19 protein-coding genes are annotated in these 19,583 nt (G+C 62.3%); 12 read left to right on the forward strand and 7 right to left on the reverse strand.

Annotation, left to right across the window (positions count from 1 at the left end; translation table 11 throughout):
• The first annotated feature begins 20 nt into the window (after positions 1-20).
• From V7651_RS07965 to recR, 3 genes are all read left to right on the forward strand, one after another.
• The gene (locus V7651_RS07965) at positions 21-347 is read left to right on the forward strand and encodes a YbaB/EbfC family nucleoid-associated protein (protein WP_335612828.1); all 327 of its coding nucleotides are present in this window, start codon (positions 21-23) and stop codon (positions 345-347) included.
• A gap of 62 nt (positions 348-409) precedes the next feature.
• On the forward strand, positions 410-1,321 hold the full coding sequence (locus V7651_RS07970; protein ID WP_335612829.1) for an aminoglycoside phosphotransferase family protein: 912 nt from the start codon (positions 410-412) through the stop codon (positions 1,319-1,321).
• Positions 1,322-1,390: 69 nt separating this feature from the next.
• The gene (gene recR, locus V7651_RS07975; RefSeq protein WP_335612830.1) at positions 1,391-2,002 is read left to right on the forward strand and encodes a recombination mediator RecR; all 612 of its coding nucleotides are present in this window, start codon (positions 1,391-1,393) and stop codon (positions 2,000-2,002) included.
• 3 nt (positions 2,003-2,005) lie between these two features.
• On the opposite strand, the gene V7651_RS07980 is transcribed toward recR, so the two are convergent.
• Positions 2,006-3,136: a PQQ-dependent sugar dehydrogenase gene (locus tag V7651_RS07980; RefSeq protein ID WP_335612831.1), complete on the reverse strand. Its 1,131-nt coding sequence runs from the start codon at positions 3,134-3,136 to the stop codon at positions 2,006-2,008.
• A 144-nt stretch (positions 3,137-3,280) separates the two neighbouring features.
• On the reverse strand, positions 3,281-6,205 hold the full coding sequence (locus tag V7651_RS07985) for a TonB-dependent receptor (RefSeq protein WP_335612832.1): 2,925 nt from the start codon (positions 6,203-6,205) through the stop codon (positions 3,281-3,283).
• 222 nt (positions 6,206-6,427) lie between these two features.
• Here V7651_RS07985 and queC point away from each other — a divergent pair, with 222 nt between their 5' ends.
• From queC to V7651_RS08000, 3 genes are read left to right on the forward strand one after another with little or no spacing between them, the layout of a single operon-like run.
• Positions 6,428-7,135: a 7-cyano-7-deazaguanine synthase QueC gene (gene queC, locus V7651_RS07990; protein ID WP_335612833.1), complete on the forward strand. Its 708-nt coding sequence runs from the start codon at positions 6,428-6,430 to the stop codon at positions 7,133-7,135.
• A complete protein-coding gene (gene queE, locus V7651_RS07995; protein WP_335612834.1) occupies positions 7,132-7,779 on the forward strand; it encodes a 7-carboxy-7-deazaguanine synthase in 648 nt (215 codons plus the stop codon). The genes queC and queE overlap by 4 nt, the downstream gene beginning before the upstream one ends.
• Entirely contained in the window at positions 7,734-8,153 is a 420-nt protein-coding gene (locus V7651_RS08000) for a 6-carboxytetrahydropterin synthase (RefSeq protein WP_335612835.1), read from the forward strand. Before queE ends, V7651_RS08000 begins: the two co-directional genes overlap by 46 nt.
• On the opposite strand, the gene V7651_RS08005 is transcribed toward V7651_RS08000, so the two are convergent.
• From V7651_RS08005 to V7651_RS08015, 3 genes are all read right to left on the reverse strand, one after another.
• Positions 8,150-8,647 carry a hypothetical protein gene (locus V7651_RS08005; protein WP_335612836.1) on the reverse strand — a complete coding sequence of 166 codons (498 nt, stop codon included), beginning with the start codon at positions 8,645-8,647 and terminating at the stop codon, positions 8,150-8,152. The two genes, V7651_RS08000 and V7651_RS08005, sit on opposite strands and share 4 nt — an antisense overlap.
• An 83-nt stretch (positions 8,648-8,730) precedes the next feature.
• Positions 8,731-9,042 (reverse strand): cupin domain-containing protein, encoded by a 312-nt coding sequence (locus V7651_RS08010; protein WP_335612837.1) that lies wholly within the window; start codon positions 9,040-9,042, stop codon positions 8,731-8,733.
• Between the two features lie 78 nt (positions 9,043-9,120).
• Complete coding sequence (locus V7651_RS08015; protein ID WP_335612838.1) at positions 9,121-9,816, reverse strand: pirin family protein; 696 nt, start codon at positions 9,814-9,816, stop codon at positions 9,121-9,123.
• A gap of 140 nt (positions 9,817-9,956) precedes the next feature.
• Between V7651_RS08015 and V7651_RS08020 the strand changes: the two genes are divergently transcribed.
• The 5 genes from V7651_RS08020 (at position 9,957) to V7651_RS08040 (ending at position 16,339) form a co-directional block, all read left to right on the forward strand.
• Positions 9,957-10,835: a histone deacetylase family protein gene (locus V7651_RS08020; RefSeq protein ID WP_418887229.1), complete on the forward strand. Its 879-nt coding sequence runs from the start codon at positions 9,957-9,959 to the stop codon at positions 10,833-10,835.
• 197 nt (positions 10,836-11,032) lie between these two features.
• Complete coding sequence (locus V7651_RS08025) at positions 11,033-11,794, forward strand: hypothetical protein (RefSeq protein WP_335612840.1); 762 nt, start codon at positions 11,033-11,035, stop codon at positions 11,792-11,794.
• A 54-nt stretch (positions 11,795-11,848) separates the two neighbouring features.
• Positions 11,849-13,687, forward strand: coding sequence for a DNA helicase RecQ (gene recQ / locus V7651_RS08030; protein WP_335612841.1), 1,839 nt, complete (start codon positions 11,849-11,851; stop codon positions 13,685-13,687).
• A gap of 249 nt (positions 13,688-13,936) precedes the next feature.
• Positions 13,937-14,539, forward strand: coding sequence for an ATP-dependent Clp protease proteolytic subunit (locus tag V7651_RS08035; protein ID WP_335612842.1), 603 nt, complete (start codon positions 13,937-13,939; stop codon positions 14,537-14,539).
• Between the two features lie 174 nt (positions 14,540-14,713).
• Positions 14,714-16,339 carry an ATP-binding protein gene (locus V7651_RS08040; protein ID WP_335612843.1) on the forward strand — a complete coding sequence of 542 codons (1,626 nt, stop codon included), beginning with the start codon at positions 14,714-14,716 and terminating at the stop codon, positions 16,337-16,339.
• Positions 16,340-16,379: 40 nt separating this feature from the next.
• Here the strand turns inward: V7651_RS08040 and V7651_RS08045 are convergent, their stop codons facing one another.
• Positions 16,380-17,384 (reverse strand): AI-2E family transporter, encoded by a 1,005-nt coding sequence (locus tag V7651_RS08045; protein ID WP_335612844.1) that lies wholly within the window; start codon positions 17,382-17,384, stop codon positions 16,380-16,382.
• Between the two features lie 50 nt (positions 17,385-17,434).
• Positions 17,435-17,608: a DUF1328 family protein gene (locus V7651_RS08050; RefSeq protein WP_156950372.1), complete on the reverse strand. Its 174-nt coding sequence runs from the start codon at positions 17,606-17,608 to the stop codon at positions 17,435-17,437.
• 216 nt (positions 17,609-17,824) lie between these two features.
• Here V7651_RS08050 and V7651_RS08055 point away from each other — a divergent pair, with 216 nt between their 5' ends.
• Positions 17,825-19,564, forward strand: coding sequence for a tetratricopeptide repeat protein (locus V7651_RS08055; RefSeq protein ID WP_335612845.1), 1,740 nt, complete (start codon positions 17,825-17,827; stop codon positions 19,562-19,564).
• The last annotated feature ends 19 nt before the right edge of the window (positions 19,565-19,583 follow it).

Here is a 19,583-nt window from a genome sequence, read left to right on the forward strand (position 1 = left end):
TAATAAGAGGAAGCACCGCCATGAAAGACCTCGCCAAGATCATGCAGCAGGCCCAGGAAATGCAGGGCAAGATGCGGGAAGCGCAAGCCAAGATCGAAGCCACCGAAGCCGATGGCGTCGCTGGCGCTGGCCTCGTCCGCATCCGCCTCAAAGGCAAGGGCGACCTGATCTCCGTCCAGATCGACCCGTCCCTGATGAGCGACGATCCGGAAATCCTCGAAGACCTGCTCAAAGCCGCCCATTCCGATGCCCGCAAGCGCCTCGACGAAGCCATGGAAGAGGCCATGAAAGCAGCCAGCCAGGGCCTCGGCGGCGGCATGCTCCCCGGCTTCAAGCTGCCTTTTTGAGGCTTGTTTCTCCCAAAATCTGCATTCTCTGATAGAATACTCGGCGAGGACGATTGCGGGGATTGGACATAAGCGAGAAAAGCACATCCGGACCGGAAATTGATGTCTCGCTGGTGCGCAGTCTGCTGGACAGCCAGTTCCCGCACTGGGCGCACCTGCCGCTTACGCCTGTTGCCTCCGATGGAACTGATAACGTCATGTTCCGGCTGGGCGCAGACATGTGCGTGCGTCTGCCGCGCGTTGCCCGAGCGGCGGGGCATGTTGATAAGGAACAGCTCTGGCTGCCTCGGCTCGGCGCCCTGCCGCTCGCCATTCCGGAGCCACTTGGTCACGGATTGGCCGATGACCGATATCCCTGGAACTGGTCGGTCTACAGCTGGATTAAAGGCGCGCCCGCCACGCCCGACCAGATTGCCGATATGGACGAGGCCGCCGCAACGCTAGCTGCATTGCTCAACGCGTTTCAAACAGTGGATGCCGCAGACGGCCCGCCAAGTGGCGCCCACAATGAATATCGCGGCGTGCCACTTGCCTTGCGTGACGGCGTAACGCGCACGTCGATGGAAACGCTGAAGGATGAGTTTGACCTGTCTGCGCTCACCGCCATCTGGGACGAAGCGCTCGCAGCGCCGGTCTGGAGCGATGCGCCCGTCTGGATTCATGGCGATATCCATTCCGGCAACTTGCTCGCCAGCAATGGTCGCCTCTGCGGCCTCATCGACTTTGGCCTGACGGGCGTTGGCGATCCTGCCTGCGACCTGATGGTCGGCTGGAGCCTGCTGCCACAATCCTCCCGTGCCGTCTTCCGGTCCTCTTTGGACGTTGATGCCGCAACATGGGAACGAGGGCGTGGATGGGCCCTCTCCGTCGCGCTTGTTGCGCTGGCCTATTATCGGGATAGCAACGCCGATATCTCAGAGCGCTCGCGCCACACCCTCCATCAGGTTCTTGCAGACACGGCCAGCGAGGGCTGACCCTCAACAGAAGCGGAACCCGCATTCGGCCTTGCTTTGCCACAGCAGACTCGGGCAGAGACTGATCGCATGTCCCAACGCTCCGCTGGTCCTGAACTTCTTCGCCTGATCGAGCTGATGGCCCGGTTGCCCGGCTTTGGCCCGCGCTCGGCCCGGCGCGCCGTGCTTTTCCTCCTGAAGCGCAAGGACCAGATGCTGCTGCCCCTCGCTGATGCCCTGCGCGAGGCGGGCGAGAAGATCGATCGCTGCGAGATCTGCGGGAATTTCGACACGGTCCAGCCCTGCGCCGTTTGCCAGGCCGATGGCCGCGACGATGGCGTGATCTGTGTTGTGGAAGATGTGCCGGACCTCTGGGCGCTGGAGCGCGGCGGGGCTTTCCGGGGGCGCTACCATGTGCTCGGCGGCGTCCTCTCGGCGATTGACGGCATCGGCCCGGATGACCTCCACATCGGTCCGCTGGTTGGCCGCGTCGAGGCGGGCGGCATTCGCGAAGTCATTCTCGCCCTCAATGCCACCGTGGATGGGCAGACAACGGCCCATTATGTCGCCGACATGCTGGAGGGAACGGGCGTGGAAGTGACCCGCCTTGCCCATGGCGTACCCGTTGGCGGCGAGCTCGACCATCTGGACGACGGCACGCTGGCCGCCGCCCTCAGGTCGCGCCGGGACGTCAAGCGCTAGGCGCTATTCCGCCAGGTCCACGCGGAAGATGCCGTCCATGTCCTTGGTGGCCACGTAGAGGTGGCCGTCCGGCCCCTGGATCACGTCGCGGATCGGGTATTCATCCACCAGCAGGTCTTCGCGTCCGGCAACCTTGCCGTCTTCCATGTCGATGCGCACCAGTTTCAGGCCTGCCGGGCCGTTCATGCCGCCGGTGAACATGTCGCCCTTCCAGCCCGGATAGACATCGCTGGTCAGCTTGGTGAGGCCTGACGGCGCGATGGATGGCACCCAATAGGTCAGCGGCTGTTCCATGCCTTCGGCTTCGGTCTGGTCGGTGATGATCGTGCCGTCATAGTCGACGCCATAGGTGATCTTGGGCCAGCCATAATTGGCGCCCTTCCTGATGATGTTGAACTCGTCGCCACCCTTCGGGCCATGCTCTGTCTCGTAGAGCGTGTCCGTCTCGGCGTCATAATAGAGGCCCTGCTCGTTGCGGTGGCCATAGGACCAGACCGCCGGATTGCCGACCGCGCCATCGGCGAAGGGATTGTCAGCCGGGATGCTGCCATCCTTGTTGATACGGATGATCGAGCCATGCGTAATCTTCGGGTCCTGCGCCTGCTCCATGTATTTGAAGCCCTCGCCCAGCGTCGCATAGAGCGTGCCGTCGCTGGCGAACTGGAGGCGCGAGCCATAGTGGTAGGCCGTGTCGCGGCGGTCGGCCCAGAAGATTTCGGTGACGTCTTCCAGCGCGCTGCCATCATCGCTCAGGCGGCCATGAATGATTGCGGCGCCATTGGCGGCGTCATCGCCCTTGGAATAGGAAATGTAGACCTGCCGGTTGGTGGCAAAGTCCGGGTCCAGCGTAATGCCGAGATAGCCGGCCTGGCCTTCGATATAGGCAGGCGGCAGGCCGCTGACGGATGTCGGTGTGCCTTCGCCGCCGGCGACGTATTTCAAGCCGCCTTCCTTTTCCGTGAATAGCAGGTCGCCATTCGGCAGGAAGGCCATGCCCCACGGGAATTCGGCTTCGGTAACGATCGGCGTGAGCTTCAGTTTGACATCGCTGCTGACGGTGGGCGTGTTTTCGGCGGCGCTGCCACAGGCGGCGAGCATGAGAGCAGCGGCGAGGCCTGCTGGGGAAAAGCGCATGGGAACCCGTATCCTTGTTCTGGAATGTTACAGGCAGGATAGTCTGCTGCGGCGCGCGGGCCAAACAAAAAAGGGGCAGCTCCTGCGAGCTGCCCCAGTTTGTGACGCGGCGGGTCTTGAGCCCGCCGCGCAGTTCGTGGCGTCTTACCAGGATTTACGGAGCGTGATGCCGTAAAGGGCTGGCTCGGTCAGGAAGACGTTGGTGAACAGGCCCGAGCTGTCATCGGTCAGGTACGCACCCGTGATGACTTCCTCGTCGGTCAGGTTCTTGGCGAAGGCTTCGACGGCCCAGCCGCTGACATCATTGTTCAACACGAGCGCGAGGTTGACGTTCGACCAGCTGTCGAGTTGGTCGCGCGGCGTGTTGAAGATACGGCTGTAACTTTCACCCTGCAGGTAATAGTCGCCGCGGATGGTCAGATCCCAATCCGAGTTGCCGAGCGCCTGGAATGTGTATTCCGCAGCCAGGTTCAGCGTGTACTCAGGTGAGCCCGGCAGCTTGTTGCCGTCGGCGTCCTTGGAGATGCCGTCGAATGGCGTCAGGGCCCCGATCGTCTGGGTGTCGCCATTGCCGTCCACATAGGTCACGTCGCCGAGACCGAAGGCCGCTTCCTGTCCGGCAAAGGCGCCGGCGCAAAGCCCACGTGAGTCACCATTTTGCAGTACGCCAGCCTGGATGGCACCGAGAACGGTGGCATAGCCCTGGGCCGACACGACGCAGTTCGAATAGCTCGATGCGTTCTTGATGGCGACAAAGTTCGGGTTGCCCGCCGTACGGTCAAGCACGTCGATGCTCGCCGTGTCTTTCAGTTCGGCTTTGAGCAGGCCGAGGTTTGCGGTCAGCAGCCAGTTGTCTGCTGGTGTCCAGAGATACTCGACCTCAAGACCTGACAGTTTGGCATCGACGTTGAAGTTGGCCGAGGTGCGGTTCACGATCTGCGTGATCTGATAGCCTTGGTAGTCATAGTTGAAGGCGCTCAGGTTTAGCGACTGGGTATTGTTCGCGAACGTGTTCTTCGTGCCGATTTCGAACGCGTTGACGAATTCCGGCTCGAACGTTGGCGGGAAGAGGTTCGACCCAGCAGGCTGTGGTGGGTTCAGACCGCCACCCTTGTAGCCTTTTGCGTACGAACCATAGATCAGCGTGGCGTCCGTGAAGCTGAGGACAGGCGACCAGTCGAGGCCGATGCGGCCAGTTGTTTCCTGGAAGTCTGCTTTCAGCACGCCGGTTGGCACCAGAGGATCACCGTTCTGCACGGCTGGATACGCAAAGGTCGGCGTGAACAGGGCTGTCGGAACAACGTCCTGCTCTTTTTGGTCGTCGGTGTAACGCAGGCCGAGCGTGAACTTCAGCGTATCGGTTACATCGTAATAGGCTTCGCCAAAGAAGGCCGTCGATTCCAGACGGTAAGGCGACAGCGACCTGTAATAGTTACCGCTGTCTTTTGCCGGAACGCCCGTAAAGAGCGTTGCCGTGCCATCCGACGGAGCGATCGGAACGGCGCCGCAAAAGATGCCGGGCAGCTGGTTGCCACCAACGACCGGGCAGGTCGACCCAGCTGGCACAATTCCGAGGCCCACGAGGGCATTGTTGAGTTGCGTCAGGCCGGTCAGGCCGTTCGAGATAACGTAGTAACCAGCAAAAGGATCCTGCGGATCGATGGCCTCACCGTCCACATAGATGGCACCGAGGTTGAAGTTCAGCTTGCCGTCGAAGTTCGACTGCATGCGGATTTCCTGCGTGAACGTCTCTGTCTGGCCACCCGAGAGATCGAATGTGGTCAGGAAATTCGATGTACCGAGTTCAGGGTCCGTCACAAAGCCGCCAGGGAAGAGCGAGTTGTATAGGGCAGCTGCAGGCCCAGCTCCTGTGAGGTCGTTGAAAGGCACATCTGGCACGGTGCGGTTATAGTCCTGCACCGAGTATTGAGACGAGTTCTGCTTGCTGGTCAGTGAGGTGACTTTGAGGTTGTCGGTCAGGTCGAGCTCAAGCTTCAGGGTGTAGATGTCCTGCTTCGCCTTGTAGAGACCGTCATTGAAGGATTCGATGCGGCGCAGGTCCTTGTCGAGCGGAGACGTGTAGACGTCGCCGTTCAGAAGGCCCGATGCGATAGCGAGACCACCAGCAAGGGTCGAAGCCGAGTTGGTTTTCTCGTAGCTCTGGTCGAGCGGAGCATCGACGCAACCGAGCGATGTGATGAGCGTGTCGAGACCCGTGATCGGGATGCCGGCATAGCTCGTCTTGGTCGGATCTTTCTTACAGAGTTCCTTGCCCGAGCGGAGGCGGTTGTCGTCTTCTTCGAAGTGGTCGTAGGACAGCCAGCCGCGGAAGTTCTCGGTTGGTTCGAAGCCCAGTGTCGCGCGGATCGAGCGGACGTCACGGCCATCGATGTCATTGCCTGTGACGGTGTTGGTCACGTAGCCGTCGCGGGTCGTGTAGGCACCGGCAACGCGCAGGGCCAGCTTCTCGCCGATTGGCAGGTTGACCATGCCCTGGATTTTCTGGGTGTTGAAGTTACCGGCGGTCAGCGCGAGGTTGGCCTGGAATTCCTCGAACACAGGTTTGGCCGTGATGATGTTCACCACACCGCCCGTTGCGTTCCGGCCGTAGAGCGTGCCTTGCGGGCCGCGCAGGACTTCGACTCGTTCGATGTCGAAATATTCCTGTTCGAGCAGGAAGCCGGCGCCAAGCGGCACGTCGTTCTGGTGGATACCCACGCCATTGTCCGAGGACTGCGCGACGGCGTCGTTGCCGATGCCGCGGATCTTGAAGTTGGCGCCCGTGAAGTTGCCCTTGGTGAACGAGACGTTCGGCACGGCTTTCACGAGGTCGGCGCCGCCGGTCAGCTGCAGGCGGTTGATGGCGTCTTCATCGAAGGCCGAAACGGCGATCGGAACGTCCTGGATGGATTGTTCTGTTTTCTGGGTTGTCACCGTGACTGTGGCGAGCGTGCGGGTCGATTCCGGCGCGTCGTCTTCCTGCGCCCAGGCACCCTGGGCGAACAGTCCGATTGCGAGCACCGAAGCGCCGGCAAACAAGACGGTTTTCGAGTCTGTTTTCCGAGTCATTCTAAATTTTCCTCCCCTCGGGCCCGTCGGGATGGCAGGCCGCGATTTATATGATTTTGTTGAGCGTCCTCATTGGCGGGACCACTTCACCTATCATCAGAAATTGAGTGGGACCCCAATGTCAACATATTTGCATGGCCCCCATGCATTTGGTTTGGGGTAGGTGTCATTAATGTAACGCTGCCGCTTGGCCCCATTCCGACAGGCTGTTACAGGCGATCCATGACAGACAAGAACACATCCGCACTCGTGCTTTTCTCAGGGGGACAGGACTCGGCGACATGCCTTGCCGTTGCGTTAAGACGCTACGGAAGGGTCGAGACTTTGGGCTTCGATTACGGCCAGCGCCATCGCGTGGAACTGGAATGCCGGACGCGATTCATCGATTCGATTCGTGCGCAGTTTCCCGAATGGGGCGAGCGCCTCGGCGCCGACCACATGCTGGACGCGAGTGTCCTGAAGTCGCTTGGCGAAAGCGCGATGACCGACGACGTTGCCATCGAGATGACTGAGGCGGGCCTGCCGTCCACATTCGTGCCAGGTCGCAACCTGCTTTTCTTCACGCTGGCGGGGGCTTTGGCCTATCGCCGGGGTATCGACGTCCTCGTCGGCGGCATGTGCGAAACGGACTATTCGGGCTATCCCGATTGCCGCGCCGCCACCCTCGCCGCGCAAGAGCAGACGCTCCAGCTCGGGCTCGATTCCACTGTCCGGATCGAGACACCGCTAATGTATGTCGACAAGGCAGGAACATGGGCCCTCGCCGAGGAGACAGGCGGTCAGGCGCTGATCGATCTGATCACGGAAGAGACCCATACCTGCTACCTCGGTGACCGCACACACCGGCATGAGTGGGGCTATGGCTGTGGCACGTGCCCGGCCTGCGAACTGCGCTCCAGTGGCTGGCAGCGCTGGAAGGCCGGCGCATGACCTGGACCGTCAAGGAAGCCTATTACACGCTGCAGGGCGAAGGCGCGCAAACCGGCCGCGCGGCCGTTTTCCTGCGCTTTGCCGGATGCAACTTGTGGTCGGGGCTGGAGCGCGACCGCGACAAGGCCGTCTGCCGTTTCTGCGACACCGACTTTGTCGGCACGAATGGCGTCAATGGCGGCAAGTTCCGCGCGGCGGAAGACCTGGCGACCCATGTGAAGGCGATCTGGGAAGCCGAGGCCGGCGAGGCTGGCCCGCGCTATGTTGTCTGCACGGGCGGCGAGCCACTGCTGCAGCTCGATGCGCCCCTGATTGCCGCTCTCAAGGCCGAAGGCTTCGAGATCGGCGTCGAGACAAACGGCACGATCGCAGCGCCCGAAGGCCTCGACTGGATCTGCGTCAGCCCCAAGGCCAATGCGCCACTGGTGCAGACAAGCGGCAGCGAGCTGAAACTGGTCTATCCGCAGGACGAAGCCGAAGCGCAGCCGGAACGGTTCTCGAAACTGGACTTTTCGCACTTTTTCCTGCAACCGAAGGACGACCCGGACCAGGCCCGAAATATTCAGGCTGCAACGACCTATTGTATGAAGAATCCCCAATGGCGACTGAGCTTGCAAACGCACAAACTGATCGGGCTTCCCTGAGCGTGGAAGGCCGTGTCTTCGAAATCTCCAAAGCGGTGACCTTCGAGGCGGCACACTTCATGGGCGGCAAGCCCGAGGGCCATCCCTATCGCAATGTCCACGGGCATTCCTTCCGTCTGGAAGCCACGGTGGCCGGAACGGTGAAAGCCGGAGAGCAATGGGTTGAGGATTTCTCTCATCTCACAGCCGCGCTGGAGGCCACGGCTGCGAAGCTGGACCACAAGCTGCTGAACGAGATTGAGGGCCTGGACGTGCCAACGCTTGAGCGCATCTGCCTCTGGGCGGCGGCTGATCTGACGCCGGGCCTGCCGGGCCTCACCCGCGTCGCGGTGGCCCGGCCAAGCCTCAATGAGCGTTGCGAACTGGTTCTCTAGGACTCGATGTCAGTCGACGTCGCGCCTGCCAGCTGTTTTGCAAACTTGCGCGCGAACCGGTCAGATGCCCGTCCGGCGTCCTGCCAGGTTGTCAGGCCAGCCTGCCGGAGATCGGTCTCGAACCAGTCATAGGTCATGGAGCCCATCTCGGTGCCGCTCGCATCGAACGCGGTCGCAGACAGTTTCATGCCGCCAATGCTGCGGGAAGCGCCGTAATCAAGGCCGGGCTTGTCGCCGAGCTGTTTGAATGTCGGCTTGTTCGGTGTGGCTTTCTCGATGGTGACGCTGACGCGGTCGACATTCAGGCCGGCGGCCTTGAATTCGCGCATCAGGTCTTCCTTGATCGAGTCGGCAAGATAGGTGCCTTCGCGGGCGCCATAATCATCCTGGAGCTTTTCCTGAAAGTCAGTCGAGTAACCAACATCGATTTCGGTCGCCAGTGCGGCAGGCGTTGCAAGCAGGGCGAAAGAGGCAGCAGCAAGTAGGTATTTCATGGGATCATTCTCCTGAATTGTCCTCATGATCAATGTAGCATGCGGCCGCATGTTCCTGAAGTCACGGGGCTGTGAGCGGCGCGTCAGACACTGCCTTCGCGTTCGACGACCAGTATGCGGGCTTCGCCTTGCGGATGGGCGACATGCTCGCACCCGATCCCGGCGAAGAAGACATCGCCCGTTGTCAGCGTGACGACTTTCTCCTCGCCGTCCTCGCGATAGTGCATGTCGACAATGCCATCGAGCACGGCGAACACTTCCTCGCCGTCATTGACGTGCCACTTGTAGGGCTGATCCGTCCAGTGAAGGCGCGTGGTGATGCCGCCCATGTTTGCGACATCCAGCGCGCCCCATGCCTGGCTGGCGGTAAAGTCCTTGCTGCGGATGATTTTCAAGGTGGCGTCCCCCTGTCAGACCTGAGCCACGCGGCTCACATGGCTCAGGCTGGCTGGTAGGTGGGCCTGACGGAAAGGTCAAACCGTATCGACAAAGACGATCTCGGCATCCTCGACGCCTTCCAGCGTCAGGGTCTCGGCCCCTGTCACGGCAACGCCGTCGCGGGCTTTCAGCGTTTCGCCGTTCAACGTTACCGAACCGGCGGCCAGAACGAGATAGCCGTGGCGACCTGCGGTCAACTCATAGGTCAGCTTTTCACCCGTCTTCAGAGTGGCGCCCAGAATCTTGGCGTCCTGGTTGATGACAAGGCTGTCCTTGTCGCCGTCTCCGGAGGCAAGCAAGGCCCAGTTGCCGGAGCGTTCGCCTTTCGGAAACTTGCGGGCGCCCCAACTGGGCTTGCCGCCAGCAGAGCGTGGCTGGATCCAGATCTGGAACAGGGTCGTGGCTTCGTCTTCCTCATTCCATTCTGCATGCTGCACGCCCGTGCCGGCGCTCATCACCTGCACATCACCAGCTTCGGTGCGGCCATGATTGCCCAGTGAGTCCTTGTGGGTGATCGCCCCTTTGCGGACATAGGTGATGATCTCCATGGACTGGTGGCCATGCGGCGGGAAGCCGGTATGCGGCTCGATCGTGTCATCGTTCCAGACGCGCAGGGCGCCTTCGCCCATACGGCGCGGGTCGTGATAGCCCGAGAAGGAGAAGTGATAGTTTGCGTTCAGCCACTCATTCTTGAAGCGGCCAAGGTTTTCAAAGCGTCGAATGTCAATCATCGGTGTGCTCCATCCGTATAAGTGTTGGTGTTGAAAGCTATATGGCATGGCCTGAGTTCCCATGTAGGGCGGCGGCTGGATCACATTTATGCGTTTTGCGCATGACTGGACGCCGCCGCGAAATCCGCTACCTCATGCCCATGCTCCCGCTCGTTCATCATCCAGCCTATGACGCCCGCACCGTGCCGGACGACCACCGCTTCCCCATGCGCAAATACGCGCTGGTGGCGGATATGCTCCGCGCGGCGGGTTACGAGTTCTTCGAGCCGCTGCTGGCGCCCGAGGCCTGGCTGCACCTTGCGCATGACCCGGCCTATGTCGGCGCCATTCTCGGCCAGACGCTGGACGCCAAAGCCGCCCGCAAGATCGGCTTCGAGATCACGCCCGCCATTGCCCGGCGCTCGCGCGCAGCCGTAGGCGGCACCTGCCTTGCCGCGCGGCTTGCGCTGGAACATGGCGCGGCGGTGAACCTCGCCGGGGGCAGCCACCATGCCGGGCCGGATGGCGGCGCGGGCTTTTGCGTGTTCAATGATGTCGCCGTGGCGGCCCTGCTGCTTTTGCAGGAAGGCGCCGTGCGCCGCGTTGCCGTGGTCGATTGCGATGTGCACCATGGTGACGGCACCGCGCTGATCCTGGGGCCCGAGCCGCGCGTCTTCACCGCCTCGCTGCATTGCGAACAGAACTGGCCCCGCGAGAAGCCGCCCTCTGATCTTGATATCGGCCTGCCGAAAGGCACAGGCGATGCGGCCTATCTCGCCGCGCTGGAAACGCTGGTTGGCGAAGCGCTGGCCAGCCAGCCGGACCTTGTCTTCTACAATGCGGGCGTCGACCCGCATGCCGACGACCGGCTCGGCCTGCTCAGCCTCAGCGATGAGGGCCTCGCCGCCCGGGACCGCTTTGTGGCGGAGGCCTGCGCCTCACAGGCCGTCCCCCTCTGCGCTGTTCTCGGCGGCGGCTACAGTTCCGACGCCAGCGCCGTCGCCCGGCGGCATTGCGGCTTGGTGGCGGCGCTGGCGTAGACCCTCACCTCCCACGCCCTAACGGGCGCGGGTCCCTCCTCTCCCAGAGGGAGAGGGGTTTGACCGGAAGAGCCACTTAACTCCTCTCCCTCTGGGAGAGGAGGGGCCCATCGCGCAGCGATGGGAGGTGAGGGAAAGCCCCTTGGCAACCTGCGGCATCCGGCCCTAGATCGCCGCAACGATCAGGCGGGACATCCATGGCAGGCGGCGAAGGCTTTGAAGGCGCGATCGTATTGGGCCATGCGACGCTGTCCGAAACACTGGCGGGTGTCGGTGATCTTGCGGCGCGGTTCGTGCGCTATCCCGGCAGTCAACAGGTCACGCTCTGGCTGCCGCAGGACGGCTATACGGGTTACAGTACCTTCCGCATTCTTGGCCCCGGCGGGGCTGTCATCGACGCGGCAGACATCACGGCGCGCCTGAATGGCCGCGTGCAGATACTGATCGACACGTTCCCCTGGCCGCCCGGCACTTACCGTATCGAGATCCACCATTCCGATGGCTGGCGCCATATCCTGCCACTCGAGAAGCTGGAAGCAGGCATCGCGCCGCCCCTTGAACCTAAGCCGGAGCCCGAGCCCTCGACCGGACCCATCGTCTACCGCGACGGCTTCGGAAACGTCCTTCCGGACGAGGATCTCGAGATGCGCGCCAGCCTTGAGTCACGGCTCGCCCGGCAATTCGGCAGGCGGCTCGAATTTGAGGGCAATGCCCGTGCCGGAACCATCATATATGTCGATGGCGATACGCGTATCCCTTTCCCGCACGAGATGTGCGCCGGCCGGGTACATATCAGCGTTGACCTGCCGACACCCCCTCGCTGGGAAAGCGTGACAGGGCGACCCATCGCCGAGCGCGAAGCGATCATCGCCTTCGTTGCTGCGGAGACGCAGCGCCAGAAGGCCAGCCGCTGGGCCTACGAGATTTACGACGACCGCATTGACTTCGTGGACCCGTAGCTTCGCGCACTCCGCCTCTTGCTCCGACTCACGCGAGCCGCCACAACACATTCCATGCCGACCAGCCCCCAACTCGATGAAGCCCGTGCGATCCTGCAGCGCGTTTACGGCTTCAAGGCCTTTCGCGGCCTTCAGGAAGACGTGATCAGCGATGTGCTTGAGGGCCGCGATGCGCTCGCCGTGCTGCCGACCGGCGGCGGCAAGTCGCTCTGCTACCAGATCCCGGCGCTGATCCGGCCCGGCTGTGCCATTGTCGTGTCGCCTTTGATCGCGCTGATGTCGGACCAGGTCGACGCGCTGAAGCAGGTTGGCGTGCGGGCCGAGCGGCTGGACAGTTCGATGGATTTCAATGCCCGCACCGAGGCGCTGAACGCGGCGCAGCGCGGCGAGATGGACCTGCTTTATGTGTCGCCCGAAGGCCTCGGCACGGGCCTCGCCCAGCGCCTTGCGGGCATGGACGTATCGCTCATCGCCGTCGATGAAGCGCACTGCGTCAGCCAGTGGGGCCATGACTTCCGGCCGGACTATCGCGCCCTTGGCCGCCTGCGCGACCTCTTCCCCGGTGTGCCCCGCCTCGCCGTGACCGCCACCGCCGACACGCGCACGCGCGATGACATTCTCGCCCAGCTGCAGCTGACCGATCCGGCCCTTCATGTGGCGAGTTTCGACCGCCCGAACCTGACGCTATCGGCCGAGCCCAAGGGCGGCGGGCGCACGGCGCGCGTGGTCCAGCTGGTCAAGGCGCGCGGCGGTGTCTCCGGCATTGTCTACGCCGCCACGCGCAAGGGCACCGAAGACGTGGCCGAGGCGCTGGAACGGGCAGGCATTCCCGCACTCGCCTATCATGCGGGCCTCGACGCGGAGGTGCGCTCGGAGCGCCAGCGGCGGTTCCTGCTTGAAGAGGGCCTGGTCATGTGCGCGACGGTCGCCTTTGGCATGGGCGTCGACAAGCCGGATGTGCGTTTCGTGATCCATGCCGATCCCCCCAAGACGCTGGAAGCCTATTGGCAGGAAGTCGGCCGGGCAGGGCGCGACGGCGAACCGGCAGACGGCATTGCGCTTTACGGCCCGTCCGACATGGCACGTTCCCTCTCATGGACGCATCAGGGCGATGCGCCGGAAGAGGTCAAACGTGTCCAGCTGACCAAGACGCGCCAGCTGTTCGCCTTCTTCAATGGCGACGAATGCCGGCGCGGCGCGGTGCGGCGCTATTTCGGCGAGGAGAAGGTTGAGCCCTGCGGCGTCTGCGATGTCTGCACGGCCGAGCCGGGGCAGGCGCATGATGCGACCCGCTGGGCCCAGATGGCGGTCTCGGCTGTCATCCGTTGTGGTCAGAAAGTGGGCCGGGGACGGCTCGTCCTGCACCTGATGGGCACCACGAAAGATGGCTTTGACGAGCAGCTTTCCACGCAGTCCACGTTCGGCGTCGGCAAGGACCTGCCCAAGGCGGGCTGGGACCGTGTGTTCGACGCGCTCCTGTTCGACGGCCTGCTGGCCGAAGGCGGCGACCTGATGCGGCCCTCCATCATCGTGCCCGATGGCGAGGCGGCCCGCGCCCTGTTCCGGGGCGAGCGCACGCTGATGCTGCGCGAGGATGTGGCCGCGGCCCGCAAGAAACCCGCCAAGGGTCGCTCAGTGGCCTCTGCGGCCGCCGTGGCCGACCTGTCAGGCCGCGACCAGGACCTGTTCGATGCCCTGCGGACGTGGCGTACCGATACGGCCAAGGCGCGCGGCGTGCCGCCTTACGTCATCTTCCACGACCGCACCCTCGCCGAAATCGCCCGCGAACGCCCGGCCTCTTCGGATGCCCTGCGCCAGATCAGCGGCGTCGGCGAGAAAAAGGCCCAACGCTACGCCGAAGACGTGGCCAGGATTATCGCCGAAGCGGCGTGACCCGGCCTTCACCTCCCCCGCTTGCGGGGGAGGTGGCCCCAAAGGGGTCGGAGGGGGCATTCCCGCACACGAATCCCCCATCGACCTTCAGCCCTGACGGCCTGAAGCCCACTTCCCCCGCAAGCGGGGGAAGATGAAGGACACGAGCAAAAACAGCGTTTTCCACGGGTTTAACCTCTCCAGCCTTGACCCGGGCGCCGTGGCGCCTCACCTATGGTGCCAATCGAATATCCCTCTGCCGGAGATGACATGTCCCCTTATTCACGCCTTGACGACGAAGAAGCCGAAAGCCCGCCAATGGGCGAGCCGAATGCGTTCCTTGAAGAAGCCCTCTTCAAGGCCCGCACCATCCTGCTGACCGGCGGGATCGACTTCAAACAGGCCAAGCGCGTCTGCGAACGCCTGCTGGCCCTGTCCTCGGAGAGCGACTCGCCGATCCTGCTGGTGATCTCCTCGCCCGGCGGCCACGTCGAGAGCGGCGACATGATCCATGACATGATCAAGTTTGTCGGCGCACCGGTGAAAATCCTCGGCACGGGCTGGGTCGCTTCGGCTGGCGCGCTGATCTATTCGGCCGCGCAGAAAGAGAACCGCTACGCCCTGAAGAACACCCGCTTCCTGCTTCATGAACCCCGCGGCGGCGTTGGCGGCCAGGCGACGGACGTGGAAATCCAGGCCCGCGAGATCATCAAGATGCGCGAACGCCTGAACCAGATTTTCGCTGACGCCACAGGCAAAAGCCTCGACCAGATCAAGAAGGACACAGATCGTGACTTCTGGATGAGCGCCGAGGAAGCCGTGGAATATGGCCTCGTGAACAAGATCGTCACCCATCGCGGCGAGATCAAATAGGTAGCGAACGGGCCGCAACGCCCCTTCTGCAAACCTGAAGAACGCCCGGGCCATTGGTCCGGGCGTTCCTGCATTCGGCGTCCGGTTTACTTTCCGTTAGGGATACGTTTGCGGCGCGTAAACGATTTTGGCGGAAAGTCCCATCCTTAACGGGGAAGGGATGCGTCTTAACCAATGCCGGTGCGTATAGAGGATATTGCGGTCGCCATCCGTCCCATCAACGCCGAGACCTCCGCCTCGGCGGCGCTTGGTCTCTTCCTCTCCGATTCTGCCCTTTTTGCCTTGCCCATCGTGGTCAATGGCGCCGCGCTTGGCCACGTCACGCGTGGGCGCCTGACCGAAATCATGGCCGGGCCCGGCGGCCGCGAAATCTATGCTGCGCGCTGCATCACCAATTTCATGACGCCCAATCCGGTCATGGTGGAGACAGGCACATCCGTTGCCCTGATCGCCAAGCTGGCCGCTGACGGGAATACGTCTGCCCTGACCGACGGCGTGATCGTCATCCATGAGGGGCGCTATAGCGGCCTGGTCAGTCCCCGGGCCATCCTCTCGGCCGTGGCGCAGGAAAATGCCCAGCGTGCGCAAGCCATGCAAGGGGCCAGAAAGCGCCTTGCCGAGGCCCGGACCAGTGCGCGGGACGTCGCCCGTGACAAGGCGCATTTCCTGGCTTTCCTCAGCCATGAAATCCGCACGCCGCTGACCGGGATTCTGGGCGTTGCCGACATATTGCAGGACAGCGTGTCCGGCGCTGAACCGCGCCGCCTTGCGCGCACAATCAGCGAGAGCGGCAATCATCTCGACCGCCTTCTGGGCGACTTGCTGGACCTGTCGCGCCTTGAGGCGGGCAAGCTGCCCATCAACCCATTGCCGTTCGACCTGCACGAGTTTGCCACCGAAGCGCGCGACCTCTGGCAGTCGCGCATTGCCGGCAAGCGGCTGGACCTGCGCATCCAGGTGGAGTCCACCAGCGTGATGCGGATCGAGGCCGATGCCATGCGCATCCGCCAGATCCTGTTCAATCTGATGAGTAATGCGCTGAAATTCACCGAGCAGGGCCATGTCAGCGTCGTGCTCGCGACGGACGAGACGGCAGGCAAGCTGTCGCTGCGCATGGCCGTGTCCGACACGGGCTGCGGCATCTCCGACAGCGACAAGGCCCGTATGTTCAACGCGTTCGAGCAGGCGAGCGCGACGACGGCCCAGACGCATGGCGGTTCTGGCCTCGGCCTCTCCATCGCCAAGGGGCTGACGGCACGCCTCGGCGGGAAGATCGGGCTGGCGGACAATCCGGGCGGCGGCACGGTGTTCACCGTCACCCTGCCTGTGCTGCGCGCCGGGCCGCGCCTCGCTGCGCAGGCGCCGAACAAGCCGCGTAGGCGCAGCCTGACGCTGGGCCATATCCTGATCGCGGAAGACCATGACGTCAGTACGCTTGTCATGTCGCGGGCCCTGACAGCGGCCGGGTGGAAGGTCGACACTGTTGCCAATGGCGAAGCGGCGATCGCCAATGCCATGGCCGCGCGCTACCAGGCGATCCTGACCGACATTCACATGCCGGGCGTCAATGGCGAAATGGTTGTCCGGGCGCTGCGCTGCTCCGACGGGCCGAACCAGCTGACCCCGATCCTGGCTGTTACCGCTGACCTCAGCGCCGAGCGCCGTGCCGCCTGCGAAGCGGTCGGCTTTACCGCGCTCATCGAAAAGCCCATCCGGCCCCGCGCGCTGGTGGCAACGCTCGCTGACGTGCTGATGGCGGACGAAGACACCGGCTGGGAACTGGGCGCGAAGCGGGCGTGATGTTGACGTGCTGGGCTGACTGAGCCGGGCTGTCCTGGCGCTAATCGCCTGGGATCGAAGCATCCTTGCCAAGTGTGTCCTGCACGTAAAGCTTCGTTATCCACACGGTTACGACAATCAGGATCGGCGTAGCGAGAAGCACACCAAGAGGTCCGAAGAGCATCCCAAAGGCAAGTATGGCCACGAGATTCAGGGCGGGTGGAATGGAGGCCGCCTTTTTCTGAATGATCGGGTAGATCAGATTGGCCTCAAGCTGTGAAATGACGAGATAGGCCGCCGCAGTGTACAGGGCGGTCATTGGACCAATTGTGAAAGCCAGCAATATGCCGGGAATGGCCGCGATCAGCGGACCGACCGTCGGCACGAATTGCGAAAAGCCCGCCAGCAATGCAAGCCCGATGAACGCCGGAATACCCAAAGCCCACAGCGCGATGGCCAGAAGAACGGTGATTATCATCATGTCGACCGTTATGCCCAATAACCACTTTTTCAGTGCGAGCGCTGAATAGTCGAGTGCTGCACCCACCTTTTCATCGGGCCCCTTGGGAATGAGGAGAAGCGCGCCGCGGCGATAGACAGACGCGGAGCTCGTAAGAAATGCCGCAGTAAAGAATACAAGCAGCGCCGTTGTCATTCCGGACGCTGCGGGCAACGCAAAGCCACCGGCGCTTGAGATCATGTCAATCGCAGATCCGCCACTATCGCCTGACGTAAGATGCTGAATTTCGGAGACAATAGCAGCGCCAACAGGGTTGCCCTGAAGCGTTTCCTTTGCCTGCTCCCACGCCGAAGGGAGACGCTCAAATACGCCGGATAACTCGGCGCTGAGCTGGGCGCCGAAAAGCCACAGAATACCTGTAAGGATGGCGATGATCAGGAGCGCGCCCACGCCCAATGCTGCAGGTCGGGGAAGTGGCGCGACCTTCATCAAGGCATCCGCGACGCCGTGCACGGCAATTGCCAGCAGCACCGCTGCAAAGCCAAGCAGGACGGCGTCTCTCACCACCCACAGGAACAGCGCCAGCGCGATCAGAAGAATCGTCAATAACAGTCGCGCCGTGAAGCCCCATAAAGTTGATGGGTCTCTGCCGCCGCTCACGTGATTTTCTTGTATACGGTAAGCCCTAGAACCAGCAGTACAACAAAGATGATCAATGCTACGGCGAACAGAAACATGGCGATATTTGCCGCCGCGCCAGCGAGTCCGCTAAACCCAAGAATACCGGCCACTGCTGCGATCAGCAGAAATACGAGCGCTAATTTAATCATGTTAATGTCCCTGTTGTGTGAGCTGCCTCAGAAAAGCCAACGGGACGCCAAGGCTATTGTTCCCTGCAGGCATGGCCTGCACGGGAAAGGGGCATTCCAATATGTGTTGCATTATTGCATCACACTCCCTCGGGCAGACCCGCGCAAATCCAGAAAATTCTGGCCTTGAGATACACGTTGGTTAGCTTTTTCTCCTGAGATTCAGGGGAGGGCAGCATGGCCAACGATAATCAATCCACGGGACATTTCTGGTCGCGTTTTGCCTGGACCGTGGGCGTCCTTTCAGCGGTTCTCGGGATCTATGTCTTCGTCAATGACGAAATCCGCGGCCGGCTCTTTCCCGACCAGAACGCCGCGACCCGCGCCGATGTGAAGGAGCAGCTCCAGCTCAGCGAGGAGCGGATCGCGATGATCGTTCAGGCCTCCATCACGTCCGCCATGGCGGGCGCGGATGCCCGCGGCGAGAATGTATCTGCCGATCAACAGGACAATTACGAGGCCGCGCTCACATCCCTGCTGGCCTCCGAAGACCCCACGCTGACTGATGCGCGTTTCCTGGCGGTTTCCGGGCAGGCCGAAGCGGCCGCCGAAAAGTTGGTTACCACGGCTGAAACCTCCGGCGCGAGCGAAGCGATCCCGGCGCAGGGCCGCGCCGACCTGCTGCGCAATGCCGGCGATATCCTCGTGCCCTCCGACCCGGCCAAGGCGCTGGCGGCCTATCAGAAGGCGCTGGAACTCGACCCGGACAATCCGGTCCTGCAAACGCGGGTGAAGAAACTGAAGGCCGAAACGGCCGAGAAGAATGCGGCAAAGGCCATTCCCGGAGCGAAGTTTGAGCTGTCCGGCCTGCAATTCGAATTCCTGGGGTGTGAAAACCCCGATGCGCCAAAATGCGTCCTGTCAGTCATGAATACGACGCCCGATACCGTGAAGTTCTGGATCGGGTCATCCTCGGCCATCAATGAGCAGGGCCGGTGGCTGGGCGACAAGGGACGTAATATCGTCGCCTCTTCTCACTATACGTGGGACATCCCCTCGCTTGAGGCCTCGCAGATCGAGGTGACCTATAATCGCCCCGCCAACATCTTCCAGCTGGTCCGTTTCGAACTGCATGTGAATACTGTCGAATTCAACAAGGAATTCCGGGACATTGCCATTCGCGGCGGGCGGCAGGTGGATGTGCGGGCCATGCGTCCGGTGGATCCGGATCATCCCGAATACGCGTATGAAGTTGATAACGTGGCGGTGCATTTCCTCGGCTGCGCCAACCCTGACGCGCCGATCTGCCGGTTCGACCTGATGAATACCGGCACCAGCGACCGAAAAATCTCGACCTATGGCGGACTGGCCTTCAACAGCCAGAGTCTGCAGCGAAAAGCGGCCCAATCGGTCCTCAGCCTGAGCGGCAAGTCGGAGGGGGAGCTGCCGCCGGGGATCGTTACGGGTTGGGACGTGACCTTCCGGTCGCCGGCTGAATTCTTCCAGGCCTTCTGGCCGGAACTCAATGTCGAATACGAGGCCTATCCGAAGGCGTTCACGAACCTCAATCTCGGTGATGCGGAACCACCTGCTATCAAGACCGCGCGGCGCGACCAGGCCTATCAGCCCGGCGGTCTTTTGACGCTCAGCGGACTGGAATTCGTTTTTCTCGGTTGCGTCAACCCGGACAATCCGACCTGCACGTTCGACGTGCATAATACAACGGACGCGACGGTACAGTTCAGGCTGGATCGGGCAACCGCAACGGATGACGCCGGGACCGAGAAGAGGGCCGCTTCGCGCGTCATCGAAATGACGGGCGACCAGGACGCCGACATTCCCGCTGGCGTAACGACCAGTTTCGAAGTCGCCTTTCGTTCCGCCATGCCGCGTATCAGCGAACTTGTCGTACCGGTAGCCATCGGAGATGACCGACACGACATCCAGTATGCCGACATCGCCCTGCAGGCGAATTGATCCCTACGCGATGGAGGAG

The sequence above is a fragment of the Hyphomonas oceanitis genome (assembly GCF_036964545.1).
GTDB lineage: Bacteria > Pseudomonadota > Alphaproteobacteria > Caulobacterales > Hyphomonadaceae > Hyphomonas > Hyphomonas oceanitis.

Coding starts and splice junctions, on each gene's coding strand:
- V7651_RS07965 (WP_335612828.1), top strand. CDS start 21: ATGAAAGACCTCGCCAAGATCATGCAGCAGGCCCAGGAAATGCAGGGC.
- recR (WP_335612830.1), top strand. CDS start 1,391: ATGTCCCAACGCTCCGCTGGTCCTGAACTTCTTCGCCTGATCGAGCTG.
- V7651_RS07980 (WP_335612831.1), bottom strand. CDS start 3,136: ATGCGCTTTTCCCCAGCAGGCCTCGCCGCTGCTCTCATGCTCGCCGCC.
- V7651_RS07985 (WP_335612832.1), bottom strand. CDS start 6,205: ATGACTCGGAAAACAGACTCGAAAACCGTCTTGTTTGCCGGCGCTTCG.
- queC (WP_335612833.1), top strand. CDS start 6,428: ATGACAGACAAGAACACATCCGCACTCGTGCTTTTCTCAGGGGGACAG.
- queE (WP_335612834.1), top strand. CDS start 7,132: ATGACCTGGACCGTCAAGGAAGCCTATTACACGCTGCAGGGCGAAGGC.
- V7651_RS08000 (WP_335612835.1), top strand. CDS start 7,734: ATGGCGACTGAGCTTGCAAACGCACAAACTGATCGGGCTTCCCTGAGC.
- V7651_RS08005 (WP_335612836.1), bottom strand. CDS start 8,647: ATGAAATACCTACTTGCTGCTGCCTCTTTCGCCCTGCTTGCAACGCCT.
- V7651_RS08015 (WP_335612838.1), bottom strand. CDS start 9,816: ATGATTGACATTCGACGCTTTGAAAACCTTGGCCGCTTCAAGAATGAG.
- V7651_RS08020 (WP_418887229.1), top strand. CDS start 9,957: ATGCTCCCGCTCGTTCATCATCCAGCCTATGACGCCCGCACCGTGCCG.
- V7651_RS08025 (WP_335612840.1), top strand. CDS start 11,033: ATGGCAGGCGGCGAAGGCTTTGAAGGCGCGATCGTATTGGGCCATGCG.
- recQ (WP_335612841.1), top strand. CDS start 11,849: ATGCCGACCAGCCCCCAACTCGATGAAGCCCGTGCGATCCTGCAGCGC.
- V7651_RS08035 (WP_335612842.1), top strand. CDS start 13,937: ATGTCCCCTTATTCACGCCTTGACGACGAAGAAGCCGAAAGCCCGCCA.
- V7651_RS08040 (WP_335612843.1), top strand. CDS start 14,714: ATGCCGGTGCGTATAGAGGATATTGCGGTCGCCATCCGTCCCATCAAC.
- V7651_RS08050 (WP_156950372.1), bottom strand. CDS start 17,608: ATGATTAAATTAGCGCTCGTATTTCTGCTGATCGCAGCAGTGGCCGGT.
- V7651_RS08055 (WP_335612845.1), top strand. CDS start 17,825: ATGGCCAACGATAATCAATCCACGGGACATTTCTGGTCGCGTTTTGCC.